The 17602-nt window shown below is 55.8% G+C and carries 18 protein-coding genes; 4 read left to right on the top strand and 14 right to left on the bottom strand.

The window, feature by feature from the left end; translation table 11 throughout:
* Positions 1 to 211: 211 nt before the first annotated feature.
* The 4 genes from JUK32_RS10450 to JUK32_RS10435 form a co-directional block, all read right to left on the bottom strand.
* Positions 212 to 2791: a hypothetical protein gene (locus tag JUK32_RS10450; protein ID WP_204138795.1), complete on the bottom strand. Its 2580-nt coding sequence runs from the start codon at positions 2789 to 2791 to the stop codon at positions 212 to 214.
* A 46-nt stretch (positions 2792 to 2837) separates the two neighbouring features.
* Positions 2838 to 3500: a hypothetical protein gene (locus JUK32_RS10445; protein WP_204138794.1), complete on the bottom strand. Its 663-nt coding sequence runs from the start codon at positions 3498 to 3500 to the stop codon at positions 2838 to 2840.
* Positions 3501 to 3578: 78 nt separating this feature from the next.
* Entirely contained in the window at positions 3579 to 4022 is a 444-nt protein-coding gene (locus tag JUK32_RS10440; RefSeq protein ID WP_204138793.1) for a hypothetical protein, read from the bottom strand.
* Between the two features lie 75 nt (positions 4023 to 4097).
* Positions 4098 to 4724, bottom strand: a complete 627-nt coding sequence (locus JUK32_RS10435; RefSeq protein ID WP_204138792.1) for a hypothetical protein — start codon at positions 4722 to 4724, stop codon at positions 4098 to 4100.
* A gap of 161 nt (positions 4725 to 4885) precedes the next feature.
* Between JUK32_RS10435 and JUK32_RS10430 the strand changes: the two genes are divergently transcribed.
* The 3 genes from JUK32_RS10430 to JUK32_RS10425 are packed head-to-tail and all read left to right on the top strand — an operon-like array spanning position 4886 to position 5880.
* Positions 4886 to 5095: a hypothetical protein gene (locus tag JUK32_RS10430; protein ID WP_204138791.1), complete on the top strand. Its 210-nt coding sequence runs from the start codon at positions 4886 to 4888 to the stop codon at positions 5093 to 5095.
* 42 nt (positions 5096 to 5137) lie between these two features.
* Positions 5138 to 5260, top strand: a complete 123-nt coding sequence (locus JUK32_RS28020) for a hypothetical protein (RefSeq protein WP_255538205.1) — start codon at positions 5138 to 5140, stop codon at positions 5258 to 5260.
* Between the two features lie 50 nt (positions 5261 to 5310).
* On the top strand, positions 5311 to 5880 hold the full coding sequence (locus tag JUK32_RS10425) for a Uma2 family endonuclease (protein ID WP_204138790.1): 570 nt from the start codon (positions 5311 to 5313) through the stop codon (positions 5878 to 5880).
* Positions 5881 to 6038: 158 nt separating this feature from the next.
* Here JUK32_RS10425 and JUK32_RS10420 read toward each other — a convergent pair whose 3' ends face one another.
* From JUK32_RS10420 to JUK32_RS10410, 3 genes are all read right to left on the bottom strand, one after another.
* On the bottom strand, positions 6039 to 6350 hold the full coding sequence (locus tag JUK32_RS10420; RefSeq protein WP_204138789.1) for a hypothetical protein: 312 nt from the start codon (positions 6348 to 6350) through the stop codon (positions 6039 to 6041).
* A 113-nt stretch (positions 6351 to 6463) separates the two neighbouring features.
* A complete protein-coding gene (locus tag JUK32_RS10415) occupies positions 6464 to 7099 on the bottom strand; it encodes a Uma2 family endonuclease (RefSeq protein ID WP_204138788.1) in 636 nt (211 codons plus the stop codon).
* Between the two features lie 469 nt (positions 7100 to 7568).
* The gene (locus JUK32_RS10410) at positions 7569 to 8003 is read right to left on the bottom strand and encodes a hypothetical protein (protein ID WP_204138787.1); all 435 of its coding nucleotides are present in this window, start codon (positions 8001 to 8003) and stop codon (positions 7569 to 7571) included.
* Positions 8004 to 8454: 451 nt separating this feature from the next.
* Here JUK32_RS10410 and JUK32_RS10405 point away from each other — a divergent pair, with 451 nt between their 5' ends.
* Positions 8455 to 9426, top strand: coding sequence for an integron integrase (locus tag JUK32_RS10405; RefSeq protein WP_204138786.1), 972 nt, complete (start codon positions 8455 to 8457; stop codon positions 9424 to 9426).
* Between the two features lie 42 nt (positions 9427 to 9468).
* Here the strand turns inward: JUK32_RS10405 and JUK32_RS10400 are convergent, their stop codons facing one another.
* The 7 genes from JUK32_RS10400 to JUK32_RS10370 all read right to left on the bottom strand — a co-directional run bounded on the left by JUK32_RS10400 (position 9469) and on the right by JUK32_RS10370 (position 17601).
* Complete coding sequence (locus tag JUK32_RS10400; RefSeq protein ID WP_204138785.1) at positions 9469 to 10449, bottom strand: ParB/RepB/Spo0J family partition protein; 981 nt, start codon at positions 10447 to 10449, stop codon at positions 9469 to 9471.
* Positions 10446 to 11105, bottom strand: coding sequence for a ParA family protein (locus JUK32_RS10395; RefSeq protein ID WP_204138784.1), 660 nt, complete (start codon positions 11103 to 11105; stop codon positions 10446 to 10448). The genes JUK32_RS10400 and JUK32_RS10395 overlap by 4 nt, the downstream gene beginning before the upstream one ends.
* A 137-nt stretch (positions 11106 to 11242) precedes the next feature.
* Positions 11243 to 13042, bottom strand: coding sequence for a type IV secretory system conjugative DNA transfer family protein (locus JUK32_RS10390; protein WP_204138783.1), 1800 nt, complete (start codon positions 13040 to 13042; stop codon positions 11243 to 11245).
* The gene (locus JUK32_RS10385) at positions 13042 to 13899 is read right to left on the bottom strand and encodes a hypothetical protein (RefSeq protein WP_204138782.1); all 858 of its coding nucleotides are present in this window, start codon (positions 13897 to 13899) and stop codon (positions 13042 to 13044) included. The genes JUK32_RS10390 and JUK32_RS10385 overlap by 1 nt, the downstream gene beginning before the upstream one ends.
* Positions 13896 to 15620 carry a hypothetical protein gene (locus JUK32_RS10380; protein ID WP_204138781.1) on the bottom strand — a complete coding sequence of 575 codons (1725 nt, stop codon included), beginning with the start codon at positions 15618 to 15620 and terminating at the stop codon, positions 13896 to 13898. The genes JUK32_RS10385 and JUK32_RS10380 overlap by 4 nt, the downstream gene beginning before the upstream one ends.
* Positions 15620 to 16447: a hypothetical protein gene (locus JUK32_RS10375; RefSeq protein ID WP_204138780.1), complete on the bottom strand. Its 828-nt coding sequence runs from the start codon at positions 16445 to 16447 to the stop codon at positions 15620 to 15622. The genes JUK32_RS10380 and JUK32_RS10375 overlap by 1 nt, the downstream gene beginning before the upstream one ends.
* Positions 16447 to 17601, bottom strand: a complete 1155-nt coding sequence (locus JUK32_RS10370) for a hypothetical protein (RefSeq protein WP_204138779.1) — start codon at positions 17599 to 17601, stop codon at positions 16447 to 16449. The genes JUK32_RS10375 and JUK32_RS10370 overlap by 1 nt, the downstream gene beginning before the upstream one ends.
* Position 17602 lies beyond the last annotated feature (1 nt).

Below are 17602 nucleotides of genomic sequence, written 5' to 3'. Positions count from 1 at the left end.
TGCGTGGCAGCGGACGGGCGAGAGTTACTGGTGTGGACTTCAAGGTTGCCTACTGCCGCTGCATTCCATCGTTAAAAATGACAGAATAGTTGCCCCCCATTAGCAGCAACCACTCTCCAAGCACAGCAAGGATTCATCAGAATTGGGCGAACGACGAATTGGCGCTTCAAACAATAATTTTTGAACGATGTAGTCCAAAACTAAGCCTTGCCTAGCGACTTTGATAGAAAGTCTTGCTACCCATCTGGGAAGTGTGGTCCTGACTGCGGCAGGCGAACTGCTTCATGCCAGTGTACTTGCCCCGCCCCTTTCCGTTGGGCTTAAGCGTATCCCCGCAAATCGGGCAAATTGGTGCTCCTTCAGTTTTAGGCAAAACCTTTGGATCGACGGCGACAGCCACATTCCCGTTACTTTGGTGAGTTTGGATCGTGCCTCTGGCCAAACCATTGTTGACGGCAGTTTGGGCGGTGTTTGGCGATCGCGTTGGCAGCAGACTGGTGCGCTCCACCTGCTCTTTGGAGGCCATCAGCAGCGCCTGATCAAGGCTTCTGGCCCCGGCATACTCATAAGCGTTGAATTCCTCAAAGTCATAGGGCTGACCGGGCTCCAACTTGTCAAAGCCAAATTCACCCAGTGGTGGCAGCTCAATCACCTCCCGCTTGCCCTTGTTCACGAATAGGGCCGGACGATACTTGCGGGCCTCGTCCGTAATGCTTTCGTTCTCCTTATCGCACCAGTCGTAAACGGCTCGGTAGTCGCTGGCCAGACGGGCACTCTTGGTCTGATCGGTAGAGGCGGCCAGGTAGTCAAACACGTTGGCTTCCACGACGATCTGCGCCAGGTTGTTGAAGAAGGCTTTGTCGATCACCTCGGATTTGCGCAGCTGCATGACGTTGGGCGTCTGGGTGCAGATGATGATGCCGATTTGCAGGTGCTCCCCCTCCTTGACGGCTTTCGCGATCGCATTGATGACCACCTTCGCCGCCGAGATCTCCTCTTCTCCTTCGACTACCTTCTCCCCGGCCAGAGTAGACATGGTGTTGTCCAACTCATCGATGACGTAGAACACCCAGTCAAACTCCGCGCCGTTGCGAGCACTCTTCTCCCGCTGTCGCCGCAGGATCAGGCTCTCGATTTCCGCCGCCATCTTCAGGGCATCGTGGTAAGAGCGCCAGGTGGGCGCAATGCGCCAGTAGTCCTTGCGGCTTCCGGCACTGGGGTCGTATCGCCGCAGCTTGAACTTCTCGCCTTCCAGCAGCTTCGCCCCCAGAATATTGCGCACGGTGGGGGATTTGGAGCCGCCTTTATTGGCCGATACGCGGAAGGCACAGGCATCTTTGACCAGGGCTTTGAACTTGGATGCCTTGAGCCACTTGCGGTCAATCTCATCCCGCGTCAGACGCTTCTGGAAGATCTGAATGGCACAGCGATAGGTGAGCGATTCCGAATCGTACTCAAACTGCACGGTCTTCTTGGAATCTAGCTCGTGCTGGAGCTTCAGGGCCTGCCCGTTGAGCTTGGCTAAGACCTCGCGGGGTGGTTCTGGACGGCGAGCGGCAAAGTAATAGGTTTCTTGCCCTGCTTCGGTATGGCGGCTGCGGTGCAGGGCATCCAGGATGATGCCCTGGCCGTGGGCATGACGAATCAGCAGGTTGCCCCGGTGGTGCTCATACCCGCCCGGAAACAACCGGGGCGCTTCCAGATCGGCGATCGCCGCCTGGTAGTCCTCAAGGGTGCGGTTCTTCTGCTCCAGGGCTCCCTGAAGGGATTCCACCTGGGCCTGCAGGGCCTGATGCAGGTCGGTGTCATTGAGCTGTTCCACATCGGCGGCAAGGCCGACAAATTCGCGCTCGTAGTGTTCCAACCGCTGGCAGGCGCGATCGCGCTCGGCGGTAACGGCCTCCAGTTCCGCTCGCAGCTCCGCCAGCCACTTTTCCCGGTACTTGTCACAGCGCTTGCGCACGGCTTGGGGAATGGCTTGGCTGACCTGTTTGAGACGGGCCTCATAGTCTTGCCTGACCTCGGCCACCACTCGCGCCAGGATCGCCTGCTCTTGTTCATCGGCAAGGCGTTGGATCTGGGTTTCAAACTCGCTTTCCCACTCCTGAATCTCTTCCCGTGCTGCTGCCAATTCCGTCTCCAGCGCGGCCACCGTTTGGGCCATGTGCTGTTCCAAAGCCGCGATCGCCCGCGACTTCTCCCGCTGGGCTTTGCCTATCTGCTGCTCAGCGGCACGACGCTCATAGGTGCGACCCCGCTTAAAGTCTTCTTCGCGGTTAACCGTGGCTACGCTTTGGAGGGACTGCACCCGCGCTTCGGCTTTACGGAGTTTATCGATCAAGGATTTCTCCGAGGCATTCAAAGCGGCCACCGCCGCTTCGGCCACGACGACCCGCTGCTGCATCGGTTCCAGGGCTGCTGTCGCGCTCTGGGCCTGCTGCGTCGTCTCTGTCAGTTGGCTCTGGAGCGCCTGCTGTCGGGTCTCCAGCCCGTCTTTCAGGCGCTGGGTATGGGTCAGCTCATAGCTGAGGGCATTGAGCCGCGATCGCAGGTCTTTTGCTTCGTTGCAGTGATCTTTGTGGGCCTGATAGCCCTGCAGCGTCGCGATCGTCCCGACCAGCCCGGAGCCGGTGAGCAAGCCGGTGGTGAAGCCTGCTCGCGCGTTGTTTCCCTGAATGCGAGCCACCAAGTGGGCACCGGCCATAAAGCCGCTAACGGCGACGAGAGCCCAGAGCCAGAGTCGCGGCGTTGGTGAAACCGCTCCGGAGGAGCATCGCCGACGGTATTGCATGTTCTTGCCTGCTTCTGTGTACAGCGTTGTCTACGGTTTGATGTTGCTAGTAATCCGCCCCAATCGGGAGGGGCTCAGTGCTGTCGGTATTGATGTCCTCATCCAGCAGCTTGGCCGTCTTGCGTTCCAACCGAGCAATCTGGGCCGAGCGGAACGCATGTTCCTGCTGGGACTTTTGCGTCACCAGCTCCCGCAGGCCCTCCAGCCCCTCCGCTTCCAGCGCTTTGTGGAGGGTTTTCTCGCGCTCTAGGCGGGTGGTCTCGATTTGAGCTTCATGGCGGGCCACTTCGGAGCTGACGCCCTCCAGCCCCGTAGCGGCTTTAACGCGGGAGGTCAGCATCTTGGCGAGATCACCGCGCAGGCCCTCGACCTCATTGCCGAGGATGGCGTTCTCGCGCATGATTTTGACCCCGTTAATCTTGCGGCGAATGGCAGCCAGCATCCGATTGAATTCAGGATCCGCAATCTCTGGCGCGTTGCCGGAGACCTGGGTATAGTCCGTGGGTGAGAGGCTAGAGACGTTTTCCAGGTTTTGGATGGGCGGCTTGGAATGCTCATCCCGCACCAGGGCTGCGCTTTGCACCAGGGTTTGGGCCACACTTTCCTGGGCGGTGGGTTTGGCTCCGGTTTGGACGGCTTTGGCGATACCGGGCGATCGCTTGGCGGCTCGGTCAGTGGCACCTTTGATGTCACGAATACTGCGAGGCATGGGATCTCCTTGGGTCAAGCAAAGATTGGTTGGGTTGGTGGTTTGGGATGTCAGAGGCGGTGGAGTGGGCGATACTCCTCAGAGTGGCGCTGCGCCATCGCGGTCTTGCTGGTAGAGCCGGATGCAGTTAATTGCGACCCCCAGTGCAGCCAGGGTGCTGTTGAGCAAGACCGTCTTGGTCGAAGCTAAACACTGATGGGTGATTTGGCGCTCCAGGCTATCGCTCATCGCGGCGAGCTGTTCAGTGATTTCGCCCAGCACGTCTTGATACCAGGGTTGGGGTATCTCTATCGGCTTGAGTGGTGGACTCTGCGGTGGATGCTGGATGGAAATGCAGGAAATCGTATCCGGTCGCTGGCCCAGGGTGGCGGCGATGACGCGAGTTTTGCCGTATTGATGGGCCAACGATGCGCCCACTGCGCCGATGCCGTGGGTCTCGACGAGAGCTTGAAGGTGTACATCCAGGTCAGAAGGATTCGGGGTGAGCTGGAACGGGTTGGTCTGGGTAGATGCTGGGGTCATGATGTTTCTGAGTGAAGCGGAGGATCAGGACAAGTGAGGTCAGCGCCGCGATCGCCACGACTGCGACCGCGAAGGCTATGCCCCGTTGTTGGGCTGCGGGTCGGCCTGTCCCTTTCCCAGGGCTTGGACCTTGGCTAAAAGTTCTTGAACCGATTCAGATTCGTTGGCCTGGAACTTAGCCAGAATGCCGCTTTCAATGCGATAGGCCATGGCTTGCCGATCCAGTTCCTGAGTGGCTTTTGCCAGGTCTTTGGCGGCTTTCTGGGTGGCCTGGAGCTGTTGCCAGCGCTGGGCGATGTCGGCTTCCATGGCGGTGCCGAGCTGTTGGGTGAGTGCGATCGCGGCCTGGGCCGTTGAAAGATCAATCTCGACAGAGCCCTCGCGGCGAAATTGCTCCAAATCGACAGCTTCTGGTAGTTCAGGAAGGTCGAGAGCATTTGAGCCGTTGCCTTCGTAAATTTCGACCGGAACTTTAACAGCAGGAGGCTCTGGCGTTGTCATCCCAGTTGGGAAGTCGTGGCGGATGGGCCGAGAGGGCGCAAATTCTAGGATTTTGGCAACAGCGTCGGGAGTGTACTGCTTGCGCTTGCCCACCTGCTCATAAGGCAGTTTTCCATATTTGGTGAGGGCGGCATCGCGCCATTTGCCGACAGCTTGGGGCGTGACGCCATGATTGCGGGCGATATCTGCGAGGGTCGTCATGTGTCGAAACCTTTATCAACTGGCTGTCAATTAGTTGCTAATTGGTTGTCATTTGATTGACATCTGAGAGCATATCCACTAGCTTCAAGGTTGTCAACTGATTGGTTAGCAATTGGTCATAGGAGGGGATATCATTGCTGGGTAAAGATCACGATTCGCAAATGAGCAAGTCTTATCACTGCCGAGTTGCAGATGGCCTCGCTGAAGTGCTAGACCTGTGGGCTGCTAAAGAAGGCAGCAAGCCCACCACGATCGCCACCAATCTGCTGGAACAAGGCATAAGACAGGCGATCGCAGATGGGATCGCGCCCTCATTTGAAGACGTTAAGCAGGCTAAGCAGGAGAAGGGAGAAAATGACGAACGCCGATGACGTCCTGCTTGCCGTATCGCCACGACTAGAGAGTATCGATAATTGCTTCAGTCTGTAGTCTCCTTACTGGAGTCCATCAATGGCCGCATGGAGGCGATCGCGACCGACACTCACACCAACGCCGAGCAACTGGCGACTATTGCCGAACTCAGAGCGATGAGCTGACAATAATAAGAAAACACCTAGTAGTCGGCAGTACTCAGGATGATCAGCTTATGCCACCAGAGCTAAAACAAAAGCTTACTTTTGAGCAATATCTACTTACTCCCTATGACGGGCGACGGACAGAATTCGTAAATGGGGAGATTATTGAAGTGGCTCCACCCACGGGACGACATCTAGATATCGTTTCAGACCTGGGGGACTTGCTCAAAGCCTACCTTCGCGCCCATCAACCAGACTGGCTAGTCAGGTCTGGTGCTGAGATCAAAATTCCAAACCAAAATAACAGCCGTAACCCTGATCTGCTGATCTGTACAAAAGCGCAATGGCAAATTGTGAGAGCCCAGACCAAGGCCGAATTCCTCAGCGATAACCCCCCTCTACTGACTATTGAAATTGTCAGCCCGAACAGCGTCGAAAAAGATACACAGGAATTGATAGCAGAATATGCCGAGGCCAAAGTGCTTGAGTATTGGATCGTCAATCCCATGACCGAGACGGTCTCTGTCTATGCACTAGACGGAGAGGTCTACAGCCTCATGGGAGAGTTCGCAGGCGAGCAAACGGTTCACTCGCAGCTACTTGAGCACTGGAGCGCGACAGCCGCTGAAATGCTGGGATGATATGACCATGTCAAATCACGACTGTCCAAGAGTTCTCCAATGCTGGTCTAGCAACTCCCTACTATGACCACGTTCGAGTTTGCTGGTGTGCCCCGATCCGGGTAGGCAAGCCTGAGATGGCAGCAGCTTCAGCATAAGTGAGCGATCGCCCTCCTCTCTCACGGCTCCCAGATGGGGGTATCGAGCATGGCTTGAATAGCCAGCGATCGCCGCTCAATCTCCAGCAGTGCATCCCGTCGCTTGATGCGGTTCTGCCAATCTCGGTGCTCAGCCGACCCGACCCGTTTCAGGCCCTTCATGCGAGACTTGCCCCACATGGCCTTTTCGGCCTTGAGTCGGGCATAGTCTACATCGCGGCCACCGGGACGATACACCTCAATCCAAACGCCTGCTGGTGAGATCGGGCCGCTGGCTTCAATGCGCTGGCGATGGGCACGCAGCTCTTTGAGGGCTTGGTGTAAGGCGTTCATGTCGTTTGGTTGAACTATTTCAACACGACAATTTTATCTTTTTGTCGTTTGATTAACTAAAAACCAAACGACAAAGAAAAATTCCACGCTCACGGGGAGGGCGATCGCTCAGCTTATAGATCGGTGGGGTCAAAGCCGAGTTCGCGAAGCTTGGAAAAGGCGCGGTCTCGTTCATCAATGAACTCACCAGGGTCTTTGAAGCGTTCACCGTTGGGGTGGAAGACCGCGAGACCGTCCTCAAACATTTCAAACCGAATACCGAGCGTGGGCGATGTCCACGGAAAATCCATCTGCATGATGGGGGTCAGGTCTTCGTCGGGGGCGGATCTGATTAAGCCCCAAAAGTCGTAGGAGTCTGGGTCATAGAAAAACATTTCCAAGACGCCATACTTGCCGTAGAACGCTTGCTTCGCCAGCATTTCCCGAGCGCTGTTGCTGGGGGAGAGAATTTCAAAGACTACTTGAGGCGCGACGTTGTCCTCTTCCCATTGTTTGTAGCTGCCACGGTCGCGATCGGGTCGTCCCAAGACCACCATCGTATCGGGTGCCTGGGCTGGGACGGGAGGCTCCTCGACCTGTACGGGATACCACAGCAGATCTCCGGCAACAAAAGCGATTTGCTCTTGTAGAAGCTGCTTCAGATTTGTGACCAGGCGAACAATCCACCGATACTGGAGGGTGTTGTCGGCCATCGGCTTACCGTCTGAATCGGGGTAGAGCGTTGTGCTTTCTACAGGCGTTTGGACCATGCGAGTTACCGCGTTGGGGCTGCTGCGAGATACATGTATTGTAGCTATGGAGGCAAGCCTCAAGGATGCGGGCGTTCTGCTTTTAGCGGACTGATGTTTTTGTCGTTTGATTGATCGCAAGTCAAACGACAAAGGTTGTAATGCCTGTTATGAAAGGTTCAGGTCTGCGATCATCGCTGAGTGATCATGCTTTTGTTGTGTAATGAAGGAGTTATGCCCAAGTGAATCGTTTAATGGCAAGCGATTTGAACTCGTCGTGTAATTTTTAGTGTAATTAAAAGCGACTAAGCTATTCCTTAGGGAGAGTTACACAAAAACTTACTCTACGTGGGACAAGTCAAGTAGTTCAACATTTTTCTTGTCTTGCTAACGTTTCGGGTCAGCGGTTGCCGACATCTTTGCACCCCACGCAAGCGGCATCGGTCGATCCGCTGCACCCGAATTGTTAGGTGCTGCTCTTCAGAGATGCTCAGGAAAAGGCAAGCACATACACTGAGAGCAAGTAACATAGCAAGCCAATAACCATGATTGTCAAAGCAATGTGATATGCCCGTGTCTTGTTCGAGCGAATTTTCAACGCCACATCCATAACTTTGCTATGGTCTGATGGGCAATTCTCCATTTGTGTAACCCATCGAACGCGGAAAACAAATAGGGCATTGCAAAGGATTGAGGCAAGAACAAAAGATGACCCAATCACGATGAAGAAACGTGCGCCACTGGCAAGAGACTTCAAAGTAGGGAGTAGGGAAGCAGTAATGGCTAGCAAAATGCCACCTAAAGACATCAGCCCTTGCCCCATATTGTCAACAACGTTAATTTGATGCCCCACATAACGGATAGCTTCCGTTGAATTCTCTGGAAACATCAGCTTAAGGATATCGCGTTCAACCGCTGTAGACATTTTCCTCATCAGGCTATGTCAATGAATGGTAGCAAGTCTCTCAATCACATAACATTTTACATTTTTCTCACTTAGGAGTAGAACAAAGTTGACAAATAACAAGGGGGGATGGCAAGGCACCTAAGATTGAGTTAAGTCGTGGCGGAGATCGCTCTTTTAGGGTGCCCAAGCACTAACAGATAACTGATATATTTGCCTCACAAATAACGTTTAAATCCGCCGCCGATTTAACTCTTTTGTAGAGGGAAAGTTTCCACCTAAGATCCCCGTACGGGTAAATAGGCGGAAATATTTCCACCTAAGATCCTGTTTAGGGCAGATAGGTGGAATTACGTCTACCTAAGATCCCTATACGGGTAAATAGGTGGAATGATTCAGTATAATCAGCCCTCCGATTCCAGGTTGAACCTGTTTAGAGTTTATTTATCATCTCTTTCCAGGCCGTCTACCCATGCAAGCAGAACCTCGTCCGAAGAAACTACTCGATCAGGTTCGGGACGCGGTTCGCTTAAAGCATTATTCCTACCGCACAGAGCAAACCTACGTGCAATGGATTCGCCGCTTCATCCTCTTTCATAACAAGCGCCATCCTCAAGAGATGGGGGTTCCTGAGATAGAAGCCTTCCTCACCCACCTGGCAGTGCAAGAGCATGTGGCAGCCTCTACTCAGAATCAGGCATTGAGTGCCCTGCTCTTCTTGTATCGACACGTTTTGCAGTTACCGCTGGATGAGCGGATTGATGCCATTCGAGCAAAGTCTTCCCGTAAGCTGCCCACGGTTTTGACTTCGGAAGAAGTCCGGGCCGTGATCCAGCACATGTCAGGAGTACATCGATTGATTGTGCAATTGCTTTATGGCAGTGGCTTGCGGCTGCGGGAGGCGATGCAACTCCGCATTAAAGATTTGGATTTTCCCCAGTCTCAGATTGTGGTGCGTGATGCCAAGGGCCAAGAAAGCCGACTCACAATGTTGCCTAACAGTGTGCAGATGCCGCTTAAGGAACACTTGCAGCAGGTCAAGCACACTCATCAGCAAGATTTAAACCTGGGCTATGGAGCGGTTACATTACCTTTTGCGTTGGCTCGCAAATACCCGAATGCCAACCGCCAGTGGGTTTGGCAGTTTGTCTTCCCGGCTTCGACGCGATGTAAAGATCCTCGTAGTGGCGCGATTGTGCGTTTCCACTTGCATGAAAGTGGACTACAAAAGGCAGTAAAGCGAGCTGTACGACAGGCGGGTATCCAGAAAAGAGTCGGTTGCCACACGTTTCGCCATAGTTTTGCCACCCACCTGTTGGAAAATGGCTATGACATTCGCACCATTCAGGAATTGCTTGGCCATAAAGATGTGAAGACAACCATGATCTATACCCATGTGCTTAATCGAGGTGGGCGTGGTGTAAGAAGTCCCTTAGACCGCTAGTTAAGGATAGATTGCCGTGAACTGAGTTTTAGAGTCACCGCTTTAGGAAGCACTCTCAATCTCTTCAACTAGCTCCTGTACCCGCTGAATCGCTTTCGTCAGTTCTTTCTTTTTAGTGGCAGGAATCGAGTCAAAGTTGATTTTCTTGGCTTTAGTGCTGACAGCCCGGAAAATCTTGAGCGGTTCCCATTCCTTTTTCTGAGCCGAACGAGTCTGCGTCTCAGCCTTAGCCACTTCGCGAACGGCCTGCTTGATGTCCGCTACCGACATTTCCATAGCCTGCTCAATCAAGTCTGCTCGGGTAGCGGCATCCTCAATTTTGTTCAGCTCAAGCGCGCTGGCCGGAGATACCCCTTGCTGGATAGCACTCTTCAAATCCTCCGGCAGTTGCAGCAACGGTAAGCGACTGGCCGCAAAACTTTTAATCGAGATGGCAAACTGGTTGCGCTCCCAGGTGTCCTTGATGCAATCCACCTTCGCCGTATCCACCTTCGCCGTATCTCGCGCAATTTGCCTGATCAACGTCGGAATTTCATCCGGCTCAACCTTGCCAACCTGCAATGTAAGGGCCTCTGCCAGAATGTCGAGGATAGCGAACGTGTCATCTAGGGCATTGAGCGGACGATTAGCCCCATTGAGCTGATAGGAGAATTCAGCCAGCGCCAGCGGATTTTCAACTTCCTCGACAGAGAGCAGCGCTTTGGTATATCCCAGACGCTTGAGCGCTTCTCCCGTAGTGTGCCCCCCCAGATACTCATAGTCGTAGTTGGCATCTTCAATGGCAATCACCGGCAAGCTACCCGTAAACCCATGCTCCCGGATGCTCGCCATGAGTTGTAGAATATGCTCTTCTTCGGTGGTAGTGCGGTACTGCTTCCTGCCTCGGCGAATCCGCTCCAGATTCTCCTCCACCAACTTTTTGCCACCATGCGGCGACTGCCCGTTTTGAGCAACGGTTGCCTCCTCCGGCTTGGCGGTCTTGGTTGCACTATTCCAAGACCCGATATTCTTAAACTTGCTCACGACATGCCCTCCAAAATCTCCTTGGCGATCGCAATACAGTCATTCCAGGCGATCCCCGCATTGTTATCCTTTCTGCCGCTGTCCGTACGAGCATCCCTGACTACAACTCCTTGAGCCGATGCTTTGGTGTAAGCAGAAAAGGCCCGCATGCAGCCGTCCAGGACAGGTTGCTCATGGGCTTTCAAAAAGTCACGGGCATCCTGCTCGTCTTTGGTGCGGGTATCCACGATCGTTAAGCAGAAAGTATAGGGGACATTTCCCCCTAGCGCCGATAGTCGCTGCATAAATTGAGGCAGGGTATCGAGGCTGAGAGCCTGCGCGGTCGTTGGCACTAATAATAGGTCCGTATCCTCCATCAGATCTTTGAGATCTTCGTCGCTGGGTCTTGCTTGGGTATCTACGATAATGTGATCTGCTTGATTCCCTTTCTGAAACCATTTGGAGGCGTGCTTTTCGCCCACAACGGTGAAGGGAAGCTGGCTGGGGTCTACTCGTTCTGACCAGCTCAGTACAGAGCGGTTGGCATCACCATCAATGAGCAGAACCTTGGCATGGTCTATCTCTGCGATTGCGGCAGCCAGATGAAAAGATAACGTAGACTTCCCAACGCCTCCCTTGTCTGATGCTGTAGTAATGATCATAGAAGCGCCGATCAAAGTACACGTTTACTGTACCAGCGCTTCCAAGATGTTTTACCCAAAACCGATAAAACGTTTTACCGATTTTGGGTGCTGGGGAATGAGATCCGCGATCGATAAAACGTTTTATCGGTTTTTAAAGAGGCCAGTTGACGCTAAAACTCTTGCCCATCCGGTAGGTTGATGACGCCCGTGGTCTGCTTTCCATGTGGACCAGCATTACTGCCGTCAGCCTCCTCTTCCTCTGAAGGTAGAGGCAGCAACCGATCCGCCTCTTTGAGCCGTATCCGGATCTGCTCTTCCATGTCGAGGTCGGGCCTACGGTTGTGTTCCCGCCGAATCATGCGATCGCGAATGGTCTCCCACATGCCCTCACACTCTTGCTTGAGCTTGATATCCCGCTTAGGAATCGGGATGCGGTCAAAGTGAATGGGCCACTGGTTGTAGGCCGGATTGATGTACAGGCATTCCCCGACCCCAAAGCGCATCACCTCATCGGGCGTCATCAACTTCTTGGTGCGTACCTGCTCCGAAGTGGAGCGATTGCGGCCCCAGTCATCGCCCCGGCTGCGGCTGTAGGAGTGGGTGCGGAAGGTGACTTCGGTTTCCCCCAACTCATCACTGTAGCGCTGGGCCGTCTGCACATCGCCCGGATTAAACCAGAAGCGGGTGCTACAGGCCGATAGCAATGCCTTCGCCTGCTCCTGCCCGTAGGTCTCCACGATTTGCGGAAACGACTGGAAGCCAAAGATGCCCGTAAACCCCTTAGAGCGATGCTGGTTGGGCCAACTAGGAGCTTGGGGCATGTAGATCGTCGGAAACTCATCAGCACTGAAGATCAGCGGCGCTTCCCGCTGCACCGAACAGTTCAGATTCACCACCACGTTGATAATCGCCGCTAGCAGCGGATTAATCACATCCTGCCGGAAGATGTCGGATTGAAACACCAATAGCTCCCGCCGCTCCAAAATGGCCGCAACATTGGTGCTACCCAACAGCGATCGCAAGAGATCGGGAGCCATAAACCGCGTCAGCACATCACTGGCGGTCGCCAGAATCCCCGAAGCCGTTTTCTCACTGGCTCCGGTACTCATGAACTGGGCAAAGTTGACCTGAACAAAATAGGGCAATCGTTCCTCTTTGGCCGCATGGGAGAGTCGCTTCACCAGATTAGGCAACTGCACCACACAGAACGCCATTGCCAGATCCGGGTATTGGGTGGACTTGGCGAATTGCAATAAGGCTTGAATCAACCGCTGTCCGGCAGGCCCAAAGAAGGCATCGGCCTTGCCGCCGCCACGGGTGAGATTGCGGTGAAATACCTCCGCCAATACCCCGGCAGTGGTGCTGTCGTTGGCATCGGCCAGAAAATCCAGCGGATTGATAATGCAGCTATAGGGCCGACCCGGCGCAAACACCTGGACGTTGTACTTATGTCGCGCGGCCAGCGTTGCCAGGTAGCTGAGCTGCCCCCCTTTGCCGTAGGCATCGGCTTTGTAGTCGTACAGCAAAATCGGATGCCCCTGCTCCACGGCAGAAGCCACCAGCGGATCAATTACCGAAAAGGTTTTACCCGATCCCGCCTTGCCAATCACCACCGAGCTACGATTGGCCTCCGGCACATAGACCGTAGGTGGCTCCCCGATGCAGGCCGTGGTGAGTCCAGCCATCACCCCATTGTGCTGCCACTTGGGCGGTGAACCACACCAGAGCACCACATCATCAGCCTCGCCGCTCTGAAGCTGCTGGTAAGCTTTATTGCTCGCCTTCAACTTATCGCCCCGTCCGGCAAAGCGTCCTGACGTGAGATTGGCTTTTTTGGGCGCGATCGCGCTAAGCAGATAGACCCCCACCACCAGACCAATCATCAGCAATCCCCGTGGCGTCCAGAGAATGTCTTTAATGACCTGCCACGCTTCAATAAACGGCTCGGTAAAAGCGTTCGCCAACAGCATTAGATCAGCTCCTCAATTTCCGTCTGCCGCTCCAGGGGCGGCGATTCCGGCAGCTCCTCCACCGCCTCTTCAATGCCCGCCTCAATGCCCAGCTCGCCTAACGAGGTCAGCACCGCTAAATCGAGCTGCAGCTGACGTGCCGCATTCCGTAGGGGCGTGCCATTGCGGGCCAGGGCGATCGCCTCGCGCACCGCCAACACCACCGGATCATCAGGGGGCGTATAGTCGGCCTCAATGGCGATCGCCAGCCCCCGCTCAATGTCACTCAGGGTGGCCTCCCCAGCCTCGGTGCTGAGCACATTGGGCCGCAGCGAGCCGGTATTCTCTAGCCGCGTAGCTCTCACCTCACTGGCCGGGGCGATGGTAATGCCGCTGGATTCACTTTGTTCGGGAAAGCCCTCGGCACTGCGGTAAAGGTCAAACAGATAGGTGTAGGTGTTCCCGTCCCTATCGACAGTCGTCACCACCAGGTTGGGCACCGCAGCGGTGTAGGTGCCCTCAATGTGTAGCGCCTGAATGGGCCGCAAGATAATGGTGCGAGCGGCCCCGCTGTCGATGGGCGCATTGGTGTTGTAGACAATGCGCGAAAGGTCGCTGAGCTGCACGTAGGTAATGACTTCGCCCGTACTGGAGAAGTCAATCACGCTGCTGCGACCGGGAAAGAGCCGCACGGGCGACGCATACTGTCTGGCCCGCTCTTGGGAGACGATGCTGGTCGCCGGAATCGCCTGACTGGCAGCGGGAATCGGCACCTCCGGCAGCGCGGCTGACGACTGCGCCTGGGCCTTGCTGCCCGTGGCGACCAGCACTACGCTGCTGAGCATTAATCCAGAAAACCATGAGCGGATCGGTCTCATTGCGCCACCTCCAACACACCATTGACGAACACGGAAACCGCCTGTCCTTCCGGAACAAACAGATAGGGATCGGACGTGTTTTGGCTCTGCTGCTCAAAGCGCTCGGCCACGCGCTCACTAACCGGCGTGAAGAAGCCTTCTAAGGCGGCGGCCACCACATCATCATCCTGACCGCTGGTGACGGTCGTCGTCGTGCTAGTGGAAGAAGTGCCGCCTGCGGCTTCCGAGGTAGCCGTGGTCACCGCATCCGGGGCATTTAACACCGCTCCGATATTGCCCAGAGCGGAGAGGGCACCGACCAGCACATCGTCACCGAAGTCACTACCGCTATCGTCATTTCGGACCTGGGCTACCAGAGGCCGATTATCTTCCCCGCGCACCATCAGTACGCCTGGTTCCAGGGCTTCCTGCCTGACCTGGCCCTGGTCATCCCGGTAGACGATCGCCACCACCTGCTGCCGGAGAATATTGGCATCGAGAATTTCGGTGAGCTGGGTAATCAGCACCGTGCCTGCCGCTAGTGCTACCTCACCGTTAATGTCCCGCAGCGGTTCAGTCAGCTCGATCGCGAAGCGTCCCCGCGCTGAGACCTCCCCTCCGGCATAAACCACCGGCACGATGACGGTGCCCGGAGCGGATTCACCAATGGCGACTTGCTGAAGCTGAGCCGTCTCTGCGGCCTCGCTGGCAGTGACCGGGCGCTGCTGGATGATGCCTGCCGCTCCCGGTGAGGAAGAGGCTAGCTGCACCTCAGCATTGGAATTCCGCTGAGCGACGGGCGCGGCTTCCTTATTGCTGATGCCGCCCTCATCGGGTAACGGCACCGGATCATCGCCCACGGTGGCGGATGGAAACGGCAAAGCCTCTGAGTCGCTGCCACTCTCTAGACGATCAGAAATCGGGGTTGCCCTTGCAGTTTGCGCCTCTGCTTCAATCGGCGCATCAATCTCCGGTTCAGGCACCAGCGCCACCTCTGCGCCTGCCGCCCCTGCTTCTGACAACCGCGACCACTGCTCTAGCGGATCAACCGCTTCTGCTTCTGCTTCTGCCGCTACCGATGACGGTCTAACCGTACGTGAGGCGGCAGGTTCTGGAGGTGGTGTCGCTGCTGGCCTCGCCGGTGTCGGTGCTGGCGTCGGACGTGAAACCCGCGTCGGAGTGGTGGTGGGCGGTGCTGTGTCTGCCGGGGTTTCCTCCTCGGTCTCAGATGTCGGTCGCTGCGGCGTTTCCGCTAACCGCTGTTCCGGTTGCGATCGCGCCTGCTCAATCAGGGCCAGCTCCGCCCGCATCCGATCATCTTCGCCAAAGGTACTCGCTGACTCCGCTGGAAGGGGGCTCTCCGCTTCGGACTCTTGCGCCTGTTGATTGCCCCCGGTAAAGAAGCCAGAGAATATCCAGATAATTAAGGCGATCGCCCCCAAGGCACTCCCCACAAAAGCGAGTCGCGTCAGGGGCGAATTTTCCACCCCGCGATCGGCGGCACTGCTGGGAGCCTCAATCAGCTCATCGGTGGTGACGAGTTGATCATCGTCATCGGCTTCCACGCCCGCAAACTGTGCCCGTTCTTCGTAAGGGATCTCATCATCCCCCTGGCCGTTGGTGGCGTGACCATTGGCCTCGGTGTCGGCCTCAACGGGAGCCGTCTCAATGCGACTGCCCTTAAAGTTGGCCTCATCCCCTGGAAAGGGCCGGGGTTGATGGTCTGGCTGCATTCCGTTCATTAATCCACCTCCAGGGGTTCAACTTTGACAATGACCAGGCCATTGGCCAATAGGTCATACATTTGCTGCCGCCACGCGAGCGGCTCTAGCTCTTCAAACACAGGTTCAACGGGCGGAATCGCCTTGAGGGTGATGGTGCGATTCATCGGTACTTCGGCGACTTCCCGATTGCGATCGCGCTCAATGCGCGTGGCGACAATATCCACTTCCCACAGGCCCTCACCGACCTGGCGGGGATCGGAAATGGCAAAGAAGCGCACGGAAGATTTGATGCGGCCCTGCAAGACGCCCGGAGAGATTTTCTCGGTACCCATCAGGCGCAGAAATTCCTGCCGAAAGCCGGTGTCCATCAGATAAGAAGCCAGATACACCTCAGTCGGCACTTTTTGGGTGGTGCCCTCGACGGTGTAGCCCTGGTCTTCGGCATTGGAGCCGGGGATCTGGTTATCCCATTCAAAGGTGAGCTGCATCCAGCGCACGGCAGTGTTCTTGATGACCTCCGCTTCGCGGTGGGTCACGTCGAACGCAGCGGCCTTGGCAGTGGTGCCATCGGGCTGCTGCACGTAGATGCTCTCCCGTTGGGCCAGGGCGCGGTTGTTGAAGAGCAAAAAGACATTGGCAAACAGGCTTACCAGCAGCCCTACCCCCAGAATCCCCATGAGGATAATCAGCGAGTTCTCGCTCTTGATGGGCAGGTAAACAGTTTGATCTGTCTCTGCGCCCTCTATCTCCGCATCATTCCGGGCCGTCTCCGCCGCCCCGGCCTGGGCGGTGGTGAATTGATCATCGTCCGGTTGCGAGTGAAAGAATCCTTTGAGCTGCTGCATCATCTTGATTTGAGAACGGCAAATTTGGCGGCGGTAGATAGCCCGCCCGTCACGGTGCTGGCAATGCTGTTGGCCCGCCGACTAATGGCGGAGAACAAAGACGTGGCGCTCCAGGTAGCCAGCGCGGTCACTAGACCCGGCGCAAACACCGAAATAAAGAGCAAGAAGCCGAGATTCTGGGAAACTTCTAAAGCCCCACCCTGGGTGTTGGCCAGCACCGCCGCCACGATACCCACGAGCAGGTTGTAGCCAATCTGGAGACCAATCAGCCCGACAAAGCCCGATAACCAGGCCCAGATGGGTCGCCCTGCCACGGGCAAAATGGAAAGCGCCAGGGCGATCGGGGCCACTACTGCCGCAATTAACAGAGCGGCTTCGACAATGTTGACGAAGGCCCACTGGAGTCCGTAGAGAATGGTTTGGATGATTGGCAGCAGTCGGTCTTGCAGCACGCTGGCAAAAGCACCGCTGAAGTCCCCTTGCAGTGCCCCGGAGCCCACCTCCACCAGATCGCCAATGGCCGCGATGCCGGTGCGATTAATCGCGGATTCGGCGAAAGCTTCCAGCGGCCCAAAGCTGATATTGCCGTTCTGGGCTTCCAGATTCTGATAGATGGCCCGCACCTCGTCGGCCTTACTGTCCCAGCACTCCAGAAACGGATCGCCGGTTAGCCCCTCACATTCGCTGTAGACCTGCTTGATGCGCTGCACGCCCAGGTTATTCAGGCCGAATTGAGTGACAGCATCTTGCAGGGTGTAGCCCACAATCTGCTGAGAGAGCAGCCCCGACGTGAGCCGATACCCCACGGCCCGCAGCGCCAGGATGGATTCCGATAGCAGCCTGCCGTTACTGCCCAGAAACAGCAGCACCACCAGGGGAAAGGTAAACAGTTCCACCACCGTGCCCAGATAGCGCGACTTCATAATCTCGTTGCCGAAGCGCACGAACATATATAGAAAGCAAAGGGCCAGAATGCCTCTAGAGAACTGCACAATGGTCTGCCAGAAAGGAGAATCTGCCCGGATCAGATCAACCCAGGTTTCATTCCAGGAGGCAATAGTGTCCTCGCTGAGCTGCAGGGCTCCCTGAATGACATCCGCTGCGGCTTCGGATCCCTGTTGGGCCAGGATGAGGGTTTGGGTCAAATCAACCATC

Source organism: Halomicronema sp. CCY15110, from assembly GCF_016888165.1.
Lineage (GTDB): Bacteria > Cyanobacteriota > Cyanobacteriia > Phormidesmidales > Phormidesmidaceae > Halomicronema.
This window is presented reverse-complemented; position numbering and strand designations above follow the sequence as displayed.